This is a genomic window from [Bacteroides] pectinophilus (genome assembly GCA_025146925.1).
GTDB classification, from domain to species: Bacteria; Bacillota; Clostridia; order Lachnospirales; family Lachnospiraceae; genus Bacteroides_F; species Bacteroides_F pectinophilus.
In genome coordinates this window covers 2,379,532-2,402,147 of the sequence record CP102260.1, presented here as the reverse complement: position 1 = coordinate 2,402,147, position 22,616 = coordinate 2,379,532, and the positions used below count along the sequence as shown (strand labels likewise).

The 22,616-nt window shown below is 41.2% G+C and carries 18 protein-coding genes and 1 riboswitch; of the genes, 17 read left to right on the top strand and 1 reads right to left on the bottom strand.

All coding sequences use genetic code 11. The features are described 5' to 3' along the window. The first annotated feature begins 27 nt into the window (after positions 1–27). From NQ488_11210 to purF, 13 genes are all read left to right on the top strand, one after another. Entirely contained in the window at positions 28–177 is a 150-nt protein-coding gene (locus tag NQ488_11210; GenBank protein ID UWN95136.1) for a hypothetical protein, read from the top strand. 410 nt (positions 178–587) lie between these two features. Then, a complete protein-coding gene (locus tag NQ488_11205; GenBank protein ID UWN95135.1) occupies positions 588–1,187 on the top strand; it encodes an abortive phage infection protein in 600 nt (199 codons plus the stop codon). Beyond that, complete coding sequence (locus NQ488_11200) at positions 1,184–2,026, top strand: nucleotidyl transferase AbiEii/AbiGii toxin family protein (GenBank protein UWN95134.1); 843 nt, start codon at positions 1,184–1,186, stop codon at positions 2,024–2,026. Before NQ488_11205 ends, NQ488_11200 begins: the two co-directional genes overlap by 4 nt. A gap of 85 nt (positions 2,027–2,111) precedes the next feature. Beyond that, positions 2,112–4,247, top strand: a complete 2,136-nt coding sequence (locus NQ488_11195; GenBank protein UWN95133.1) for a hypothetical protein — start codon at positions 2,112–2,114, stop codon at positions 4,245–4,247. 189 nt (positions 4,248–4,436) lie between these two features. Continuing rightward, the gene (locus tag NQ488_11190; GenBank protein UWN95132.1) at positions 4,437–4,754 is read left to right on the top strand and encodes a hypothetical protein; all 318 of its coding nucleotides are present in this window, start codon (positions 4,437–4,439) and stop codon (positions 4,752–4,754) included. A 393-nt stretch (positions 4,755–5,147) separates the two neighbouring features. Further along, positions 5,148–5,246, top strand: a riboswitch (purine riboswitch). Positions 5,247–5,316: 70 nt separating this feature from the next. Next, positions 5,317–6,699 carry an NAD(P)/FAD-dependent oxidoreductase gene (locus NQ488_11185; GenBank protein ID UWN95131.1) on the top strand — a complete coding sequence of 461 codons (1,383 nt, stop codon included), beginning with the start codon at positions 5,317–5,319 and terminating at the stop codon, positions 6,697–6,699. Next, complete coding sequence (locus tag NQ488_11180) at positions 6,696–7,373, top strand: response regulator transcription factor (GenBank protein ID UWN95130.1); 678 nt, start codon at positions 6,696–6,698, stop codon at positions 7,371–7,373. Before NQ488_11185 ends, NQ488_11180 begins: the two co-directional genes overlap by 4 nt. Positions 7,374–7,415: 42 nt before the next feature. Next, complete coding sequence (locus NQ488_11175) at positions 7,416–8,399, top strand: sensor histidine kinase (GenBank protein ID UWN95129.1); 984 nt, start codon at positions 7,416–7,418, stop codon at positions 8,397–8,399. An 80-nt stretch (positions 8,400–8,479) separates the two neighbouring features. Next, positions 8,480–9,247, top strand: a complete 768-nt coding sequence (locus NQ488_11170; protein UWN95128.1) for an ABC transporter ATP-binding protein — start codon at positions 8,480–8,482, stop codon at positions 9,245–9,247. Beyond that, positions 9,237–11,306 carry an ABC transporter permease gene (locus NQ488_11165; protein ID UWN95127.1) on the top strand — a complete coding sequence of 690 codons (2,070 nt, stop codon included), beginning with the start codon at positions 9,237–9,239 and terminating at the stop codon, positions 11,304–11,306. Before NQ488_11170 ends, NQ488_11165 begins: the two co-directional genes overlap by 11 nt. A gap of 44 nt (positions 11,307–11,350) precedes the next feature. Then, positions 11,351–12,556, top strand: coding sequence for a DUF4143 domain-containing protein (locus tag NQ488_11160; protein UWN95126.1), 1,206 nt, complete (start codon positions 11,351–11,353; stop codon positions 12,554–12,556). A gap of 149 nt (positions 12,557–12,705) precedes the next feature. Beyond that, complete coding sequence (locus NQ488_11155; GenBank protein UWN95125.1) at positions 12,706–13,584, top strand: phosphoribosylaminoimidazolesuccinocarboxamide synthase; 879 nt, start codon at positions 12,706–12,708, stop codon at positions 13,582–13,584. Between the two features lie 50 nt (positions 13,585–13,634). Continuing rightward, the gene (purF, locus tag NQ488_11150) at positions 13,635–15,077 is read left to right on the top strand and encodes an amidophosphoribosyltransferase (GenBank protein UWN95124.1); all 1,443 of its coding nucleotides are present in this window, start codon (positions 13,635–13,637) and stop codon (positions 15,075–15,077) included. A gap of 134 nt (positions 15,078–15,211) precedes the next feature. On the opposite strand, the gene NQ488_11145 is transcribed toward purF, so the two are convergent. Next, complete coding sequence (locus tag NQ488_11145) at positions 15,212–16,768, bottom strand: ATP-binding cassette domain-containing protein (GenBank protein UWN95123.1); 1,557 nt, start codon at positions 16,766–16,768, stop codon at positions 15,212–15,214. A 266-nt stretch (positions 16,769–17,034) separates the two neighbouring features. On the opposite strand from NQ488_11145, the gene NQ488_11140 reads away from it, so the two are divergent. From NQ488_11140 to NQ488_11125, 4 genes are all read left to right on the top strand, one after another. Continuing rightward, complete coding sequence (locus NQ488_11140) at positions 17,035–19,944, top strand: response regulator (GenBank protein ID UWN95122.1); 2,910 nt, start codon at positions 17,035–17,037, stop codon at positions 19,942–19,944. Positions 19,945–20,090: 146 nt separating this feature from the next. Next, positions 20,091–20,555: a TRAP transporter small permease gene (locus NQ488_11135; protein UWN95121.1), complete on the top strand. Its 465-nt coding sequence runs from the start codon at positions 20,091–20,093 to the stop codon at positions 20,553–20,555. Between the two features lie 19 nt (positions 20,556–20,574). Continuing rightward, positions 20,575–21,621 (top strand): mannonate dehydratase, encoded by a 1,047-nt coding sequence (gene uxuA, locus NQ488_11130; protein UWN95120.1) that lies wholly within the window; start codon positions 20,575–20,577, stop codon positions 21,619–21,621. Beyond that, complete coding sequence (locus NQ488_11125) at positions 21,621–22,466, top strand: SDR family oxidoreductase (GenBank protein UWN95119.1); 846 nt, start codon at positions 21,621–21,623, stop codon at positions 22,464–22,466. The genes uxuA and NQ488_11125 overlap by 1 nt, the downstream gene beginning before the upstream one ends. Positions 22,467–22,616: the final 150 nt, after the last annotated feature.

Genomic DNA, 22,616 nt, shown 5'->3' with positions numbered 1-22,616 from the left:
AATAGTTGATTTTAAGAGGTGGTTGAAATGGAAAAAGACATATTTAAAGAATATTTGAGGGAATCTGAACCGGATAAAGCTCATAAAGGCTATGTTTGCAGTATTTATTTCAAGGTTATGGCAAATTCATATTTTCGGGGAAGGCAATACCAGAACAACAGCAGTGTTCTTCATTAAATATTTGAGAACACTTGGATTCTCTGCTGCCAATGATATTTTTGTGGAAAATGCATGGTATTTTAGAAATGCACTTGTTCGTGCAAACTAGTAGCTTTGATTGACGAAGAGAGAGTGATGGTGCTAAAAAACCGCCGGGGAGTGGATTTCTGCTTATGAGACAGGAAAAATTGATATCAAGGTAAGCATTCTCAGAGATATTGCAAAGGTACTAAATACTACAGCAGGATATTTGATGGATGAAGAATGAGGATGTGAGAAAAGTGGCGATTGAGCAGGTGAAGGTGCTGGCGAGGTTAAATAAAGAGGCATAGGCCAAAAAATAAAAAAAGAGTTTACTTTCTCGCTTTTAAATCATATAATTAAAGCGTAGAGGTAAAGTAAAGAGGTAAAGTGAAGGGGTGAATAGAATGACTAAAAAGGAAAAAATTGAAAAATTTATTGAAAAATATAACGGTTATCTTATTACCTCTTTGGTGTGTAATGAAGATATTTCTAAGACCTATGTTGCACAATATATTAAGGAACACGGCATGGAGAAGGTCTCAAGAGGTTTATATATAATGGATGATGTGTGGCCGGATGAGTTGTTCATTTTGCAACAAAGAAATGGTGCGATTATTTATTCCGGAGAAACAGCACTATATTTGCACGGTTTGACAGATAGGGAGTACTCATCTGTGTGTGTTACTGTGCCACAGGGATATAATGCGAGCCATCTTAAGGATAATGATTTTGATGTTTCGGTGAAATATGCGGCACCGGATTTATACAAAATAGGAATTTGTGAGATTGCATCCAGCAGTGGAAATTTAGTTAAGGTTTACGATAAGGAGCGTTGCATTTGCGATTTGATAATGAATCGTAATAAGTATGAAGTACAAGTATTTCAAACGGCTATCAAGGAATATATGTCATCGAAGGACAAAAAGCTATCGCAGTTGATTGTATATGCGGATATGATGGGAATTCGAGATGAAGTGATGAAGTACGTGGAGGTGTTGGTGTGATTAGTTCATCAAGACAATTAAAAGATAAGGTGAGAAATATTTCGTATGGGAACAGTAATAAAGCGACTACGCTAATTCGAAATTTTATGATGGAAAGATTTCTGGAAAGAGTATCTATATCGTCATATCGAGATAATTTTATTCTTAAGGGTGGAATGCTGGTAGCGTCAATTGTTGGTGTGGATATGCGAGCTACGATGGATATTGATACAACAGTAAAAGCATTACCATTAAATGAGGCTTATGTACAGAGGATAATTGAAGAAATTTGTAACATCCCGCTGGAAGATAATGTTAGCTTTCAAATTAAAAGTACAAGAACTATTATGGAAGAGTTTGATTACCCAGGTATTCGTGTAATGCTGGAGGCTACGTTGGACAGGATGCGTCAACCAATTAAAATCGACATTTCTACAGATGATGTGATCACACCGAAGGCTGTAGAGTACGACTATAAATTAATATTTGAGGATAGAACAATTTCTGTTCTTACATATAACAAGGAAACTTTGCTAGCAGAGAAGATGCAGACAATCATAAATAGAGGTATTGCTAATACAAGATTGAGAGATTTCTATGATGTCTATAGTATTATGAATTTCTATGGGGAGCAGATAGAGAAGCAGGTTTTATACGATGCATTTTCTGCCACCTGTGAAAAGCGGAAAACTATTTTTAGCAAGGATGATATTGAAGCTACATTGCATTTGATATCTGACGATTTGCACATGGCAGAGCTTTGGGGGCAGTTTCAGAAAAGCAATTTTTATGTAGGGGACCTAGAGTGGAAAAATGTGATTGACTATGTAGAGAATACGATGAAGAAGTATTTGCTGTGATGTGAATAAGAATGTAAAAAAGAAAATAATGAAATGTATAGCATACGATATAGAGTGTATTTATGTAAGGTAAGAAGGTAGATAAATGGAAAAATATCAGGGTGTTGCAATAACAGATGGGGTAAACAGAAAAAATCATATATTGCCATTGAATTCGATAATTAAGGCATACCGTGACATATGGAATACGGTTATTCCAATGAATTTAGGCCATGACAGAACAAAGCCGATAGGCTATACCATGTTAACTGGTGTATATATGGAGCCAGGAAAAGCGTATGTAACGAATGAGTCGGCAATTATGGAAACCGATGAAGAATATGAAAAAATGCGCGAAATGATAATGGCTTATGACTACAAGATATTTTGTGAGGAACATAGGAAAGAACTTGATACTTTAATTAATAAGTTGGGTTGCATTCTTTCTGATAAATTTCGTGTTGCACCAGTTGGTAAAGCGGTAGCTATCAAAGACAAAAATATTGTATCTCGTCTTTTTCCTGAATGGTCAGGAACAATGAAAGATGGACTTGCAGATGTGCGGGATTTAGAACCTGTTTACACGAAAAGTGAAAATGGTGAAAAGGGATTTCTTGTGCCAGGCGTTTATCATAAAGATGGATATTTGCTCTTTGCACACCAGTTTTTTCGCAGAAGCTTATCTATATTGAATACTACAAATGAGGAATTTTTCAATTCGTTTGAAAAAATGCGTGATGTTCCAGCTGTTGAAATAAAACTTGCGATAGACATGGATATGATTGGACTTGTTGGTACAGAACATCCAGAATTAGAGTATCAGTATATTCGAGGACCACATTTTAATGATGATTTGGATTGTATTCCAGAAGGTGTTACGTGCCATGAAAATGAGCATTATGATAATGTATTTTCAAATTTATTAAGCACACAGTTCTATTGGCATATTCAAGATGGAAAAAGAACGTTTGAATGCGAGGAACTATGTGATAAGGAAAACGTTTCTTTTGATGATGGACAAACTATGTTATGGGGATGCAGATATGTCCATAGCATGATAAATCCGAGTACAGGATTGCCAACTCATCTTGATGGTGCAATTAGACTTTATAATGATGAGCAAATCCTTGAAAGAATTGATTCAAAAACGGATATAAGTAAATGTGGAAAAAATTCGGAATATATAAAACTTTGGAGAATAGATAACGATTTTTCTGTAGATATGTGGAAGGAACTTATCAGTTCATTTTATAGAGAAAATGCCCTAATAGGCGAATATTTTGGTGGTGTTGATGAAAAATTCGATCAAATAAGAAAAGAAAGTAATGAACATAACTCTGTGGTTAAAAGACCGAATAATTTTGCTGATATTGAATTAAATGAAGGAGATGGTGTTCGGATTTTTTTTAGATACACTAATAAGTTTGACATAGCTGAGGACAGAGATATCGGGATATATAATAAAGATGCTTTCATTCTTCAAGATAGGAAAAAGATTAAGATAATTGATGCAGATACAGTAACTCTTTTGAAGTATTTAAAACGTAAAGGGCTTAGATTGAGAATGCCAATTACTACAATGATTGCATTTAATGATATGATATTCAATTTCCCCACATTGTGTTGCAAGAGTTTACATGTTGCGGATATTGCAATTACGGCAATAAAAGAATTATGTCAGGCTTGGGTAAGAAACCAAGATAATAGGTTAATATCGTTTGGACTTATGGTTAATTTGACAGATGAAGCGGGGCATATATCTTTTGCAGGTCATGTAAATGATTTTGTTAAGTTGTTTGATGCTGTTCCCCACCTGTCTGATGTTACGTTTGAGGAGTGGGTTGAGGCTATATATCAAGAGAATAATAAGTTTAAATTGGGAGAAGATTATCCTGATAAATTCCGTTTGATTCATGGAGATGTGGTGTGCTTCAAGAGGCTTATTGTTCATCCGGATAAAATCAGAAAAATGTGGATGGAAGATGGGTGTGTACATGCACAATTTAATATGAGTAAAGAGGAGGGCGACGAATTAATACAACATAAGGTAATCGGTGCACCATTTTATAGAATTATTGAAGATAAATGTAACAAATGCGGAAGAGATTATATGCAATGTACTTGCGTGAAATTTATTGATGAGGATGTTTCTGATGAAGTTGTAAAGGCTGATTTGTTAGGATTGATATGGACAAATAGAAATGCATTTTATCCTAACGGTCAACTTGAATTTATTAATTAGAGTAGAATATTTCATCTTTTATGTAAATAGGATATGTTTACAAATTGCAGTTTCATAAGTGAACAGTGGTAAATATAAGTCGGTTGGCTTTTTGATAAGCTTACCGGCTTTTTCTATTTCAAAAAGTCTATTCCTATGATAATATCCTATAATGAACTTCACAATCGAAATCTTCATATAAGTGGTCTTTTGAATGAAGAAAAAGTGGACATTGAAGATAAAAAAGTGGATATTGAGAGCGGAAAAGTGGACATTCAAGATAAAAAAGTGGATATTGAAAGTGTGCTTACCGAGAAAGTCAGCAATTTTTCGGTAAAGACGACAACTCATATCCGCAGTCTTTTTGAGAAGTTTGGTTTTGATGAAATATTTGGTAGAAGTGCAGTTATGGAACTTCTCGATCTAAAAGGCTCAGGTGCTTCCAAACTTCTATCCAATCTGGTGCAGGCAGAGATTATTGAACCTGTATCAGGTCACGGAAAAGGAAAATACAAGTTTAGAAAGTAATTAGTATCAGGGGATTTGCAGGATAATTGCATGACGTTTCTTATTGCCGACAGAGTAAGCACGTGATAATATTTTTGTATAGTTATAATAGGAACGTGCATAATATAAATTTTGAGGCAAAGGAGAAATTGTATGATTGGAACAATTAAAGGAAAGATATAATGAGACAAGTAAAAGTATCGGAAATGCCGCAGATAACGTACATACTTCGATGACCTGATTAATGATATGATTAATTCTATCAGATGTGCCGGACAGTGTTAATTCGCTGCAGGTGACTATGCAGAATTTTCAGGTGTAGCATGGCGGTGACGGCAGCCGCGGCAGAGGTAAACGGCATTTTGTACAGAAGTAAACAGCGTTTGTAATTGACATCCACCACTCCGATACGCTATAATCACTAAGGTTAAAAATCATATAAACTCGTAATACGGACGAGAGTTTCTACCGGCTGCCTTAAACAGTAAGACTATGATTCCCAACAAGGAATCAGTGCATCTGTTTAACGGCAGCCTTTTACGTTACAATTAATGTTATATTGCTGCGGATTGGAGGAAAAGTTATGAATAAGTATGACGTAATTATTGTTGGAGCAGGCCCGGGAGGAATTTTTTCAGCGTATGAGCTGGTTACGAATGCACCTGACTGCAGGGTTGCCGTATTTGAGGCAGGACATTCGCTTGAGAAGCGCAGATGTCCGATTGACGGTGATAAGATTAAGAAATGTATCGGCTGTAAGAGCTGTTCAATTATGAGCGGATTTGGCGGTGCCGGTGCATTCTCAGACGGAAAGTATAACATCACCAATGCATTTGGCGGAACGCTGTATGAGTACATAGGCAGGCAGAAGGCGCTTGACCTGATGCGCTATGTGGACGGAATTAACATGGAGTATGGCGGAGAGGGAACGAAGCTTTATTCAACTGCGGGGACGGAATTCAAGAAAATATGCATGCAGAATAAGCTGAATCTTCTTGATGCATCAGTGCGCCACCTTGGAACGGATATTAATTATATTGTGCTTGAGAACCTGTATGCATTCCTCAAGGATAAGGTTGATTTCTTCTTTGATACGCCTGTCCACAATATAGAGGTGCTGGGTGACGCAGGTGAAGGATACCGCGTCAATACAGAAGCTGCAGGCTATGAATGTGACAAATGCATCGTTTCGGTAGGGCGAAGCGGAAGCAAGTGGATGGAGAAGGTCTGTGATGAGCTTAATATTCCTACAAAATCCAACCGTGTTGATATAGGTGTGCGTGTTGAGCTGCCGGCGGTTATATTCTCACATCTTACAGACGAGCTGTATGAAAGCAAGATTGTATACAGAACACAGCAGTTTGAGGATAACGTGCGTACTTTCTGCATGAATCCTAAGGGAAGCGTTGTTAATGAAAATACTAACGGAATCATTACAGTCAACGGCCACAGCTATGAGGATAAGGAAAAGCAGACAGAGAATACGAACTTTGCACTGTTAGTAAGCAAGCATTTTTCTGAACCGTTCAAGGACAGCAACGGATATGGAGAGAGTATAGCGCGTCTTAGCAATATGCTTGGCGGTGGCGTAATTGTCCAGAGATTCGGTGATCTTATCCGCGGAAGGCGAAGCAATCCAAAGCGTATTGAGGAAGGCATGGTTGTACCTACTCTTGCAGCAACACCGGGTGACTTAAGCCTTGTCCTTCCGAAGCGTATCCTTGACGGCATCATCGAGATGATATATGCTCTTGATAAGATTGCACCGGGAACGGCTAATGATGATACACTCCTGTATGGAGTTGAAGTCAAGTTCTATAACATGGAAGTGAAACTTGATGAGCACCTTGAGACACTTCATAAGGGACTGTACATTATAGGTGACGGCAGCGGTGTTACACATTCACTGTCACATGCAAGCGCGAGCGGTGTGTATGTTGCGCGCAAGATACTGGGAGAATTATGAAAAGAATCTGCATAGTTGAGGATGACAAGTCAATAAGCGGGGAACTTAAGGAACTGCTTGATAATTCAGGGTATGAGGCAGTTGCCCTTGAGAATTTTGATAATGCCTGTGAGGGGATACTTGCAGCTGAAGCAGACCTTGTACTCCTCGATATAAATATTCCGCATATTAACGGGGAGCTGCTGCTTAAGCAGCTCCGCACAAGGTCAGAGGTTCCTGTTATTATGGTTACGAGCAGGGATTCGGAAGCTGACGAGGTACTTTCAATGAGCTACGGGGCGGACGATTATGTTACGAAGCCTTATAACCCTACAATTCTTCTCTTAAGGATTAATGCCATATTCAAGAGACTTAGCAGCAGGCATGGCAGCGACGGTACAATTGTATTCCGAGATATGCAGATACTTCCGCAGAAGGGCGTAATCAGATACAATTCAGGCAGTGAGATACTCCTTACGAAAAATGAGATGACGATATTTATGTATCTGTTGTCCAATAAGGACAGGATAGTATCAAGGGACGAGCTGATGACTGAGCTGTGGAACAATCAGGAGTATCTCAACGATAATGCACTGACCGTGAATATAAGCAGGCTCAGGGCGCATTTCAAAGAAGCGGGACTTGAAGACGTTATAGAGACCAGAAAAGGTCAGGGGTATATACTTATAGGGTAGATTATGAGATTCAGGGATTATTTTAAAGACAGGATATATTCATTGGTTATATTGATTGTGCTGCTTGTGCCGGCAGTTCTGCTTATGAGGGCGTACAGGCTTGAGACGCCGGCAATAGTGGCGGTATCAGCTATATTTGTGATATTTTTCATATCAGAGATTCTTATTGATTTTTTCAGAAAGAAGAAGTTCTATGATACGCTGTTGGATAATACCGATAATCTCGACAAAAAATATCTTGTGCCTGAGACGATACCCTCACCGGGCTTCTACGAAGGAAGAATAATAGAGAGCGTACTCCGGGATACAGGCAAATCGATGGCTGACAATGTAAATGGCTACCGGCAGGGGGCGGAGAATTTTAAAGAGTATGTCGAGATGTGGATTCATGAGATTAAGCTTCCGATATCGTCAATGACACTTATACTTCACAACAGCCATGATAAAAATGACCGCATGCTGACACAGGTGCGCAGAATAAATAATCTCATAGAGCAGATTCTTTACTATGTAAGAAGTGAGAATGCGGAGAAGGATTACATCATTGATGAATGCAGCCTCGCAAGAACAGTAGGTGCGGTGGCTGTCCGCAATAAGGATGACATACTTGAGCATAATATAGATTTTCAGGTGTCGGATGTGGATGTCACGGTATACACTGACGCCAAATGGCTTGAATTTATGCTGAACCAGATATTGAGCAACAGCATCAAATATAAGGATGATAATAAGGATACGTCAGTAATACGGATATCGGCAGTACAGGATAAGAAGAGCATTGAACTTAGGATATATGATAACGGCATAGGCATAAGCGGATCTGACATTCCGAGAGTATTCGACAAATCATTTACCGGGGAGAATGGAAGAAGATATTCCAAGGCAACAGGAATGGGACTTTATATCGTCAAAAAAATGTGTGATAAGATGGGACATGATATATACATAGAATCGGCAATTGGCGAATATACGGAAGTGAAGATGACGTTTTATAAAAATGACTTTTACAATGTTACAAAAATGTAATATTCCGTAATGTTGAACGAACGACATAAGATTAGTGATGTGATAAAACATAATTAATCTTAACGAAAGGAATCATAATTATGGAAACGATACTTAGAATTGATAACGTTGAAAAGTATTACGGAAACAGATCAAGCCTCACCAAAGCGATTGATAATATATCCTTTGAGGTTGATAAGGGCGAGTTTGTTGCGATTATGGGAGCCAGCGGCTCAGGTAAGACAACGCTTCTCAACTGCATATCAACGATTGACAGGGTTACATCAGGAAGGATATATGTAGGCGGACAGGATATTACGGAGCTTAAGGGGAATAAGCTCAACCGGTTCAGAAGAGAGCAGCTTGGCTTTATCTTTCAGGACTTCAATCTGCTGGATACACTTACTGCATTTGAAAATATTGCGCTGGCGCTTTCAATACAGGGAGTCCATGCTAAGGAGATACAAAAGAGGGTATCACAGCTTGCGTGTGAGCTTGGTATTAGTGATGTGCTTGACAAATACCCATATCAGATGTCAGGGGGACAGAAGCAGAGAGTTGCAAGTGCGAGGGCAATAATAACCAATCCAAAGCTGATTCTGGCAGATGAGCCGACAGGTGCTCTTGATTCGAAGGCATCAAGAATGCTGCTTGAGAGCTTCAATTATCTCAATCAGGAGCTTGAGGCAACGATACTCATGGTAACACATGATGCATTCACGGCAAGCTATGCGGACAGGGTAATATTTATAAAAGACGGAAAGATATTCAACGAGATTCTCAAATGCGGCAGTACGCGCAAGGAGTTCTTTGATAAGATTATTGATGTTGTAACACTGTTAGGAGGCGATCTTAACAATGCTGTTTAAAATTTCAATAAAAAATATCCGTAAGAGCTTTAAGGATTATGCGATATATTTCTTTACGCTTATTCTCGGCGTTGCGGTGTTCTATGTATTTAATGCGATTGACAGCCAGACGGTAATGCTTAAGGTCAATTCATCCGTGTATGAGATTATAAAACTGATGACAGATATTCTTTCAGGCGTAAGCGTATTTGTATCATTTATATTGGGATTCCTTATTATATATGCAAGCAGATTTCTTATAAAGAGGCGTAATAAGGAATTTGGAATATATATGATACTAGGCATGGGAAAAAGAAAGATATCACTTATTCTTTTCATTGAGACAATGCTTATTGGAGTTGTCTCGCTTGCGGTCGGAATAGTTCTAGGAACAGTGGCATCGCAGTTTATGAGCGTTATAGTTGCGAACATGTTTGACGCTGATATGACGGGCTTCAGGTTTATATTTTCATCAGAAGCATGTGTGAAAACGATTGTATATTTTGCAATCATGTATGTGCTTGTAATGCTGTTTAATACATTTAGCATAAGTAAATGCAGGCTTATAGATCTTCTGAATGCAGGAAAGAAGAATGAAAAGATTACAATGAAAAATCCTCTTATCTGCACATTTGTTTTTGTGATTGCGGTGGGTCTGCTGTCTTACGCATACTGGCTGGTTACGGCAGGAGCATTTAAGCTTAATGTGATGGATAAGCTGTGGCTTCCGGTCGGGCTTGGCTGCGTGGCAACATTTCTTATATTCTGGTCTGTTTCAGGACTTTTAATAAGAATATTTACAAGCATTAAGAGCGTTTATTACAGAGGCGTGAACAGTTTTGTGCTCAGGCAGTTTGGAAGCAAAATTAATACAATGGTATTCTCGACAACAGTAATATGCCTGATGCTTTTTATAACGATAAGCGTACTTGCCGGCGCATTGTCAATGAAGGATTCACTTAAGAAAAGCCTTAGTGAATGCGCACCGGTTGATATGCAGGTAAGGCTGAAGTATTCAGATGAAGCTGATGCGTCAGACGCTGACAGAATATGCAGACTTCTTACAGATAACGGCTTTGATACAGACACATATCTTAAGGATATCACGGCATATAATATGTACAGGACAGGCCTGACGGCAGCAGATACACTTGGGGAATATGCGGATATTCTTATAAGTACAAATCCGCTTGTGGATTTATCAGGGCAGGAGTTATTCATGAAGCTCAGCGATTATAACAGAGTTGCGGGCTTATACGGATTACAGCAGCACAGTCTTAATGAGGACGAGTATATTGTGATTGCCAATTATAAATATATGGTAGATATAAGAAATGCTGCACTTAAGAACGGTCAGACGATAGCCGTCGGTGAAAAGACCTACAGACCGCGTTATTCGGAATGTATGGATGGCTTTGTCACGATTTCGGCACAGCGTATCAATGACGGAATATTTGTCCTGCCTGACGATGCATTTGATGACAGCAGGCTGTATATCACAGGAATCAGTGCCAATTATAAGAGCGGTGATAAAGCATGGAAGAACAGCGCCGACAATAAGCTGGTTGATACGGTTAAGCTGATTAATAAGAAGAATTCACAATCTATGGATTCTGATGATTCCGAAACTTCAGGAAGCGTTGGCAGCCTTGTTAACTGTGAGACAAAGGGCGGAATAGCACAGAATGGTGTAGGGCTTGGAGCACTTGTAACATTCATAGCACTTTATCTTGGAATTATCTTTCTGATAAGCAGTGCTGCGATTCTTGCACTTAAGGAATTGTCTGACAGTGCGGACAATAAGGAAAGATACGGAATGCTCAGGAAAATCGGTGTTGATGAGAGAATGATAGATATGGCACTTTTCAGGCAGATAGGAATATTCTTTGCGTTTCCGCTTCTGCTGGCAGTCATCCACTCAATATTCGGTTTGAAATTTGTCAACCTGATACTATCAACAATGGGAATGAGCTCTATGATGGCATCGGTTGGCACGACGGCAGTATTTCTTGTACTGATATATGGAGGATATTTTGTGCTGACTTATATATGCAGCAGGGGAATTATAAAAAACGGATAACATGTAAGAAGTGGTCGCGAAAGCGGCCGCTTTTTTTTGAGAACATGGCATATTTCAACTTTGATGGAAATGCCGGCTTACAGTCGGTTTTTGAATATGATTTTGATGTGAAGAGAATAGTTGATGAGCTTGGAAGTATTATATATGGAGATACAATTGAACCGGGCAGGACACTGGTTGTATTTGATGGGATACAGGACTGCCCGCGTGCAATACAGTCACTTAAGTATTTCTGCGAGAATATGCCAAAGCTGCATATTATAGCGGCAGGTTCTCTGTTGGGTGTTGCGCTTAGACAAGAGGGAGTATCGTTTCCCGTAGGCAAGGTTGATCGTATAGATATGTATCCGATGAGCTTTGAGGAATTTGTAAATGCAGATGGCGGCGGTAAATATATCGATGGGGTATGTAAACTCCGGTGTGAGCGTGAAATACCGGAATTATATACTGTACCATTGGAAAAATATCTGAAGAATTATTACATTGTTGGTGGAATGCCTGAGGCTGTGCAGGTTTGGGTTGATACTCATGATTACAGTGCGGTGGAAGAGGTTCAGGATAGGATATTAAGAGATTATGCAGATGATTTTGGCAAGCACACGAATGCAGACACGGCTAATAAAGTAAGGCTTATATGGAATGCTATTCCGTCACAGATAGCGCGTGATAACAATAAGTTTATATTTTCACATGTAAAGCAGGGGGCGAGGGCTAAAGATCTTGAGGATGCGTTGGAGTGGCTTGTCAGCGCAGGCATCGCGTATAAACTGAATATGGTGCCTGATCCGGAACTGCCATTGGCAGGAATGGCAGACAGCACATATTTTAAAGTATACATGTCGGATGTAGGGCTTCTTAGAAGAAAGTCCAATGTTAATTATAGAACGATTATTGATGGAGATGTGTCATATATTCACTTTAAGGGGGCATTGACGGAAAATTATATAATGACACAGCTCAAATATATGGGGATAGAGAGTTATTTTTGGAGAACAAAAGCTGATGCGGAGGTGGATTTTATTACTGATTATGAAGGAATCCTTCTCCCGATTGAAGTGAAATCAGCAGATAATACAAAGGCAAAAAGCCTGCATATATTCTGCAAAAGGTATAATCCAAGGATGGCAGTCAGAACATCTTTAAAGAATGTCGGAGATAATATTGACGGAGATACACATGTGTGGAGCATTCCGTTATATACAATATTCCGACTTAAGGAATATGTTGCACATGAGATGGGGTGGGAATAAAGTACCTGCCCATCGTTTGCTCTGCCATCCGACAAATTGTGTTGATTTTGCAATGTGGCTGTTATATAATGTTTATGTTCGTTTTCAGACTGCATTTACAGCGGAATGATTTTATAAACAAATCAATATAAGAAAAGGATGGAATACTCATGGGAAAGTGTGAATTACTCTATGAAGGTAAAGTAAGGGAAGTATATGATTGTGAGGATAAGCTCGTTATGGTTGCTACAGACCGTATATCAGCATTTGACCACATTCTTAAGAATAAGGTTACAGATAAGGGTGCAATCCTTACACAGATGTCCAGATTCTGGTTTGATTATACAAAGGATGTTGTTGCAAACCATATGGTATCTGTGGATGTTAATGACATGCCAGAGTTTTTCCACAAGGATGAATATATCGGAAGAAGTATGCTTTGCAAGAAGCTTACAATGCTTCCAATAGAGTGTATCGTAAGAGGTTACATAACGGGAAGTGGCTGGGCAAGCTATAAGGAGAACGGAACAGTATGCGGAATCAAGCTTCCGGAAGGACTTAAGGAGTCAGAGAAGCTCCCTGAGCCAATCTATACACCAAGTACGAAGGCTGAGATTGGTGACCATGATGAGAATATCTCATTTGAGAAGAGTATAGAGGTACTTGAGAAGAAGTTCCCTGGTAAGGGTCTTGAGTACGCAACCAAGATTAAGGATGCAACAATTACACTTTACAAGAAGTGTGCAGAGTATGCATTAAGCAAGGGTATCATCATTGCAGATACTAAGTTCGAGTTTGGTCTTGATGAGAATGGTGAGGTTGTAATCGGTGATGAGATGCTCACACCTGACAGCTCAAGATTCTGGCCGCTTGAAGGCTATGAGCCGGGCAAGGGACAGCCTTCATATGACAAGCAGTTTGTAAGAGACTGGCTTAAGGCTAATCCGGACAGTGATTACCTTCTTCCTGATGATGTTATTGATAAGACAGTTGAGAAGTATAAGGAAGCATATAAGCTCCTTACAGGCAAGGATTTTTCACGCAGATAATTGCATTGATAATTACCGCTTTTTAACAGTCTTTAAGGGAATGGAGAATTATGAATCAGATTGATATTAACGACAGCTACTATGCTGAGGATGAGCTTCATGAGGAGTGCGGAGTCTTTGGTGTATATGACTTTGACGGCAATGATGTTGCATCTACAATTTATTATGGCCTTTTTGCCCTTCAGCACAGAGGACAGGAAAGCTGCGGTATAGCAGTTAGTGATACGGAAGGTCCTAAGGGAAAGGTTCTTTCTTATAAGGATATGGGACTTGTTAATGAAGTCTTTAATCCGGAGAAGCTGGAGAAGCTTAACGGTAACATCGGTGTCGGCCATGTCAGATATTCTACAGCAGGAAGCAGTATCCGTGAGAATGCGCAGCCGCTTGTCCTTAATTACGTTAAGGGAACTCTCGGCATGGCACATAACGGCAATCTTCTTAATGCCGTTGAGTTGAGGGAAGAGCTTTCTTATACGGGAGCTATTTTCCAGACGACAATCGACTCGGAAGTTATTGCATACCTCATAGCGAGAGAAAGACTTAATGTTCCGACTGTTGAGGATGCTGTTCTCAATGCGATGAAGAAGATTAAGGGTGCATATTCACTTATTGTAATGAGCCCGAGAAAGCTTATCGGAGCAAGAGATCCATTTGGATTCAAACCGCTTTGTATTGGTAAGAGAGATAATGCGTATTTCCTTTCATCAGAGACATGCGCACTTGATACTGTAGGTGCGGAATTTGTAAGAGATGTTGAGCCTGGCGAAGTTGTTACGATAACGAAGGATGGAATTAAGTCTGATAAGACGCTTTGTCAGAAGAACACGGCAAGATGTATATTTGAATATATTTATTTTGCAAGGCCTGACAGCAAGATTGACGGAATGGGAGTGTATGAGTCAAGAATTAACGCAGGAAAGATTCTCGCCAAGACACATCCTGTAGAGGCAGACCTTGTTGTAGGCGTTCCTGAGTCGGGTAATCCGGCAGCACTCGGATTTGCGATGGAGTCAGGTATTCCGTATGGCAATGCATTTATAAAGAATAACTATGTAGGACGTACATTCATTAAGCCTAAGCAGGCACAGAGAGAATCCAGCGTAAAGGTTAAGCTTAATGTCCTTAAGGAAGCTGTTGCAGGCAAGAGAGTAGTCATGATTGATGACTCTATCGTGCGTGGAACAACCAGTGCAAGAATAGTTAATCTCCTGAAGGCAGCAGGTGCAAAGGAGGTTCACGTAAGAATCAGTTCACCGCCATTCCTGCATCCATGCTATTTCGGTACAGATATTCCTTCAGAGGACCAGCTTATTGCATCAGGTCACTCCGTTGATGAGATATGTAAGCTTATCGGAGCAGATTCGCTCGGATACCTTGAAGTGGACAAGTTAAGCGAGATGATCTGCGGAGGTACAGGATTCTGTGATGCATGCTTTACAGGTAATTATCCGATAGAACCGCCGGAGATTGATATACGCGGTGAGATGGGGTAAAAGAATAATTCGTCAAGTGATGTTAACTCCTCACAACTGACATTTAGAGAAGGAGACAGCGTTTCCCACCGGTTGGTGGGAAAATGGCTGTCTCTTTTTTTGGAAGAATATCAATATGTGCAGCAGGCATACCCCTACAGCGCTTTCGTAGTCCATTCCTCACAGTTCCACACGTCTGTGACAATGTCCTCGTAGAATTCAGGCTCATGGCATATGAGAAGAATGCTGCCTTTGTAAGCCTTGAGCGCTCTCTTAAGCTCATCCTTGGCGTCAACGTCAAGGTGGTTGGTAGGCTCGTCGAGAAGCAGAAGATTAGTCTCATGGTTGATAAGCTTGCACAGACGAACCTTTGCCTGTTCGCCGCCGCTTAAAACCTTCATGAGGCTCTCGATATGCTTGGTCATTAGACCACACTTGGCAAGCGCGGTACGCACATCATACTGCGTCATTGCCGGGAATTCGCTCCATAGTTCATCTATACATGTGATGTTACTCTCGTATTTTTTCTCCTGCTCAAAATATCCCGGATAAAGATAGTCACCGAGAACGGACTGCCCTGAGATGGGCTTTATGTAGCCCATTATGCTCTTGAGAAGAGTTGTCTTACCGATACCGTTAGCGCCGGTCATGGCAATCTTCTGGCCGCGCTCCATTGTAAGGTTAAGAGGACGTGAAAGTGGAGTGTCATAGCCTATTACAAGGTCCTTTGTCTCGAAAATGTAACGGCCCGGTGTACGCGCCTCACGGAAATTGAATTCAGGCTTTGGCTTTTCCTGTGCAAGTTCAATAACATCCATCTTATCAAGCTTCTTCTGGCGTGACATTGCCATGTTACGTGTGGCAACACGCGCCTTATTGCGGGCAACGAAATCCTTAAGGTCATCAATTTCCTGCTGCTGCTTCTTATAGGCGGCTTCAAGCTGGGATTTCTTCATTTCATATACACGCATATAGTCATCATAGTTGCCGACATAGCGTGTAAGCTCTCCATTGTCAATGTGATATATAAGGTTAATTACACTGTTAAGGAACGGGATATCGTGTGATATCAGTATAAATGCATTCTCATATTCATTGAGATAGCGCTTGAGCCATTCGATATGTGATTCATCGAGGTAGTTGGTAGGCTCGTCAAGAAGCAGGATGTCAGGCTTCTCAAGAAGCAGCTTGGCAAGCAGAACCTTGGTACGCTGACCGCCGCTGAGTTCTGTCACGTCACGGTCAAGTCCGATATCGGTAAGACCAAGGGCGCGGGCGACTTCATTAACCTTTGTATCTATAATATAGAAATCATGTGAATCAAGTGTATTCTGAATCTCCTCAAGCTCGGCAAGCATAACCTCAAGTTCTTCAGGTGAAGCTTCGCCCATCTTGTCGCAGATTGTATTCATACGTGCTTCAAGCTCAAAGAGAAATTTGAATGCATCATTAAGGACATCATTAATCGTCTGTCCCTTTTCAAGAACTGCATGCTGGTCAAGATATCCAACACGGATATTCTTTGCCCACTCGATTTTACCTTCATCAGGCATAAGCTTACCGGTTATTATATTCATGAATGTGGACTTTCCTTCGCCATTGGCACCGATAAATCCTACATGCTCGCCCTTTAAGAGGCGGAAAGACACATCCTTTAGAATTGCACGGTCACCAAAACCATGATTAAGGTGTTCAACATTTAAAATACTCATAGTAGTCTCCATTCTTGCTCCGTCTTTGCGGGCATCTGAAGTCTGTATACGTATACAAACTGATGTATATTCTATCATGACGGTAAATCTAAAGCAAGCAGGATAAGGATTATTAATATTGCACGTGAATGTTATTTCGACAAAAAGTGACAGCAATGTCGCTTTTTGTTTATCAAAAAAAACTAATGGATACTTAAAATTTGGATATTTTATTGACTGAATATTGCTGTAACATATAATATATTAATATGAAGAAAAATATATGGATGCTGGCAGTAGTATATATAGTTGTTGCATGTGCGCTTGCAGGAGCAATGTATCAGTTTCAAAAGTTTGTACGCGAGAGATTATGGAATCTGGCTGTAGAAGATATAATGGAGGTAACGAAGCAGGGAACGATGACACTGCGTGCACAGATGGATTCTGCACATGATACACTGAACAATTTTGCGGAAGTACTTGAAGAGGTTGATGACTATTCCAATATTAACGAGATACTTATTCATTATAACAAATTGGAAGACGGAGTAATGCTCTATCTGGATGATTATACGGTGATGCCATATGACATGGAACCGGACAGCAGTTTTGCCGGGATGGCAGCCGGGGATACAGAAGGAATCATGGCTCCGCATGTAAGGTCAGGCAGTAACGGTACCGCTAACGCAGCAGACTATGCGGACAAGGTGATGGATGTATATGTAAGCTGCAAGCTTGCTGATGGGCGCAGAGGATATCTGACTAAGGAGTTCAGAATTGACGATATAATAGATACATTTTCCCTGTCATATTATGGCGGGGAAGGTTTCTCTTATATTGCAGACAGCAATGGAACGGTACTTATACCTCCGGCTGATAAGCGTGATATACCGGACAGTATAGCCTGCTGCGGTTATCTTAAAGCACTTCCCGAGAACTCAATGACAGGATGGACGATACTTAATGATATTTTCTACTGTTATATGCCTATAGGAGTTGGCAGTGACTGGCATCTGGTATCAGTTGTTGATATGGAGCTTATCACAAGAGAAGCGGATCAGATTGTAAGCCAGACATATGCGCTTCTTGCAGTCGTAATCATGACAATCGTAGTTATCATGATAATAACGATGCGAAGGACGCTTAAGGCATCCAGGGATGCAGAGAACCAGAATCTGTACACTGAGCACATTTTCAATAATGTTCCTGAAGGAATAGCACTGATAACAATTAATGCCCCATATATCAATATAAGGATGAACTATGCGGGCTATCAGATGTTCGGATATGATAATGACTCCAAGAATAATGTGTGCATAGATCATTTTATATATAATGAAGATTATGACCATGTTACCGGTGTATTCGATGAGGCAGCGCAGGGCAGAGGTCCGTGTACATATGAATGCCGCATACGCAGAGCTGACGGAATGCTGATATGGATAGCGGGAATTGTTGAGAGGAATCATGACAACAATGGCAATGATATTCTTATGACAACATTTCATGATATTACAGAAGAAAAGCTTGCAAGGGAAGAGGAAGCTGTTAAGAATAAGCGGGAGAGACGGATGCTTATTACAGCAGTAACAGAATCATACTCTATAATAGCTTCACTTAATATTACAAGGGATGAATTACAATTTATAAGTCTCAGGGAACTTTTTGCTGATTCGGTATCGAGGGCGGGAACATATAACGAACTTTATGAGAGAATTGCGGAGCGCATAGAACCCAAATACGAAGATGAGTTCAGGCAGAGATTTGCTCCGGATAAGGTAGAGCTGAGCTTTGCCAAGGGACGCAGCAGAATATGGACTGATATAAGGCTGAGGCTCGATGATGGAATATATCACTGGCTGTCAATACAGATCATTCATGTGCGTAACCGCAACAACAGCAAAGAGATTAATGCTGTCTTTCTTGCAAGAATATCGGACGAACAGAAGATAGAAGAAGCTAATCAGAAGAGGAATCTTCAGGATGCGCTCAGTGCGGCGAAGCTCGCCAATGAGGCTAAGAGCAGATTCCTTTCCAATATGAGCCATGACATCAGGACACCATTGAATTCCATAATAGGAATGACGGATATACTTAAGTCTCACCCGGATGATACGAAACAGGTCGAAGAAGGGCTTGATAAGATAAGCATGTCAGGAAGACATCTGCTTGAGCTTATTAATGATATTCTGGATATGTCCAGAATTGAGAGTGGCAAGATGAGCCTTCAGGAATCCGGGTTTAATATCAGGGCGATGATGTCAGAGCTGATTGAGCTTGTGCGTCCGCAGGCACTTGGCTCCGGCATAACATTTATCTCAGATATTGTATCTATAGAGCATGATAATGTTATAGGGGATGAACTGCGGATAAAGCAGATATATCTTAATATTCTCAGCAATGCTGTCAAGTACACATGGGCAGGCGGCAGTATTACAATTACACTCAGGGAAGACGGTGACGTGAAGAATGGGCGCCGGCACAGCTATATATTTATATGCAGTGATAATGGAATAGGAATGTCACGCGAGTTCCAGAAGCATATATTCGATTCATTTGAACGTGCTGAGGACAACGCAATAGGCAATGTCACGGGAACAGGACTTGGAATGGCGATAGCCAGGAATCTGGTTAATCTTATGGGTGGTACTATTGATGTGGACAGCAGGCTTGGTAAAGGTTCTGTATTTACGGTAACTATTCCGCTTGAGGTGTGTGATGTCAGTGCAGATAACAAGGCGGCGGATGAATCGGCTGCGACGATGGCACCATCAGGTGAACATGCGGCAGCGGAGGATGAATCCGTGTTTAAGCACGGCAGAGTACTTCTTGTTGAGGATAATGAGCTTAACCGCGATATTGCAGCAATACTTATAGGTGAGATGGGGGTTGATGTAGAGACGGCCGCTAACGGACGTGAAGCAGTTGCTAAGGTTGAAGGTGCTGAAGAGGGTTATTATGACGTTATTCTGATGGATATAAAGATGCCTGTCATGAACGGATATGACGCGGTTAAGAATATACGTGCACTTGAACGTGATGATGTTAAGACGCTGCCGATAATCGCAATGACAGCCAATGCTTTCAGTGAAGATGTGCATAAGGCACTCAAAGCGGGTATGAATGCACACCTGTCCAAGCCTATTGAAGTTGCAAAGCTTAAGAGAATGCTTGGAAAGTATATCGATGTTCACTGACCGGAATTATAATAATAATACATATGTTATGACAGATATGATACACGGCATGTAAGTTTAAGCTTCTGCCGTGTATTTTTTGTGCATTTGCGGACATAATTATATCATCAGATGTGCGGGATATGCCTGCGGAATGAGAGGGGAGAATGAAGATAAAAACGGTTCTTACGAAAGCTTTAAACGGCGTTGCGGGCATGAGTTTTATTGTAATGGTCGCACTTACATGCTGGCAGGTATTCACAAGATATGTCCTTAAAAATCCGTCAACGTGGTCAGAGGAGCTTGTGTCATACCTGTTTGCATGGATGAGCCTTCTGGGAGCATCTATTGTGACATCAGAGAGCGGTCACATGAACATACCGGTTCTGGTTGACCGGCTGAATCCGCAGATGCGTTCATATATGAGAATATTGCATGAGCTGATTGCTCTGCTGTTCTCGCTCGCAATCCTTGTATACGGCGGCTGGCAGATAAGCAGGCTTGCAATGGGGCAGATGACATCATCACTTGGTGTGCCTGTCGGGATATTTTACTTTGTAATGCCGTTGTGCGGTGTGCTTAATATCATTTACACAATAATTAATATTGCGGAGATAGCAAAAAATAAATGATGGGAAATGGAGATAATTTATGAAGAGTTCGTTCAGATGGTACGGAGACAGCGACCCTGTTACGTTACAGAATATCAGGCAGATACCGGGAATGCGTTCAATTGTGTCTGCGGTCTATGATGTGAAGCCCGGGGAGGTATGGCCTGAGGAAAGTATTAAGCACATTGCGGATGAGTGCCGCAAAAATGGACTTATCTTTGACGTTGTTGAATCAATTCCCGTAACCGAGGATATAAAGCTTGGAACCGCAAAGAGGGACAGGCACATTGAAAATTACTGCGAGTCTATAAGGAGATGCGCAAAGTATGGAGTAAAATGCATTACCTATAACTTCATGCCGGTATTCGACTGGACGCGCACACAGCTTGATAAGGCAGCCAAAGACGGCTCAACCAGCCTTGTTATGTATTGGAAGCAGTTGAACGGGCTCGACCCGCTTAAGGATGACATACATCTGCCCGGCTGGGATGCAAGCTATTCACAGGATGAAGTGAGAGAGCTGATAAAGGCATATGCTGAGCTTGGAGAGGCGGGTCTCTGGGAGAATATAGGGTATTTTCTTAAGAAAGTAATACCTGTGGCGCAGGAGTGCGGCGTGATTATGGCACTTCATCCGGATGACCCTCCGTATCCGATATTCGGGATACCGCGTGTAGTCACATGCGAGGAAAATATAGACCGTTACCTTGCAATAGTTGACAGCCCAAGCAATGCACTGTGCTTATGTACAGGCTCGCTTGGATGTTCGCGCGGTAATGATGTCCCTGAGCTTGTGAGAAAATATTCATCCATGCACAGAATAGGCTTTATGCACCTTCGCAATGTAAAAATACTTTCTGATGGCTCATTCGAGGAATCGGGGCATTTGTCACGCGAGGGAAGCCTTGATATGAATGAGATTATAAAGGCTCTTGTGGAGACAGGCTTTGACGGATATTTCCGTCCCGACCACGGAAGAATGATATGGGGCGAAAAAGGCAGACCGGGCTACGGATTATATGACAGGGCGCTTGGAAGCGCATATATTAACGGGCTTATCGAGGCTAACGGAGGGATTATAGAATAATGCTTGATTTACCTTTAAATATTGATTACACAGGAAAAACAGTTGTGATTACAGGAGCGGGCGGAGTACTGTGTGCAGAGATGGTTAAGGCATTTGCACAGTCGGGTGCGAGAGTTGCGGCACTCGACCTTAATGAGGATGCCGTGCGCAGGCTTGCTGATGAATTGAAAAATGAAGGCCTTGAGTGTACCGGATATAAAGCAAATGTGCTTGATGCAGAAGCTCTTGAGGAGGTTCATAAGAGTGTACTCGCAAAGTACGGCCCGTGTGACATCCTTATAAACGGAGCCGGAGGCAATAATCCCAAGGCAACAACCGACAATGAATATCAGCACGAAGCAAGACCCGGACAGAAGACATTCTTTGAACTGGATGCTGCTGGTGTAGACTTTGTATTCAGGCTTAATTTTCAGGGCTCACTTATACCGGCACAGGTATTTGCAAAGGATATGGTCGAGCGCCAGTCGGGAAATATTCTTAATATATCCTCAATGAATGCGTACACGCCGCTAACCAAGATTCCGGCATATTCCGGTGCCAAGGCAGCCATAAGCAACTTCACACAGTGGCTTGCGACGTATTTTGCCAGGTCCGGAATAAGATGTAATGCAATCGCACCGGGATTCCTTGTGTCCAACCAGAACCGTGCGCTGCTGTTTAATGAGGACGGAACGCCGACACCGCGCTCCGGTAAGATTCTTAACGGCACGCCTGCCGGAAGATTTGTTGACAGCTCAGAGCTTCTCGGTGGAGTGCTATTCCTGTGTGATGACAGGGCGGCAAGCGCAATCACGGGAGTAGTGCTTCCGATAGATGCGGGCTTTGCAGCGTACTCGGGAGTGTAGGAACATTACGAAAAAGTGTGCATATGCACAAAAAATGGGAATGAAATATTTTCTGCTGAATGCAGACAGTCTGGAATTTTAGTGCAGGGCTGCTACCTTAATGCTTGGATAAGTAAGGTAGCAGCCCTGTTGTTATATAAGAAGTGCAAT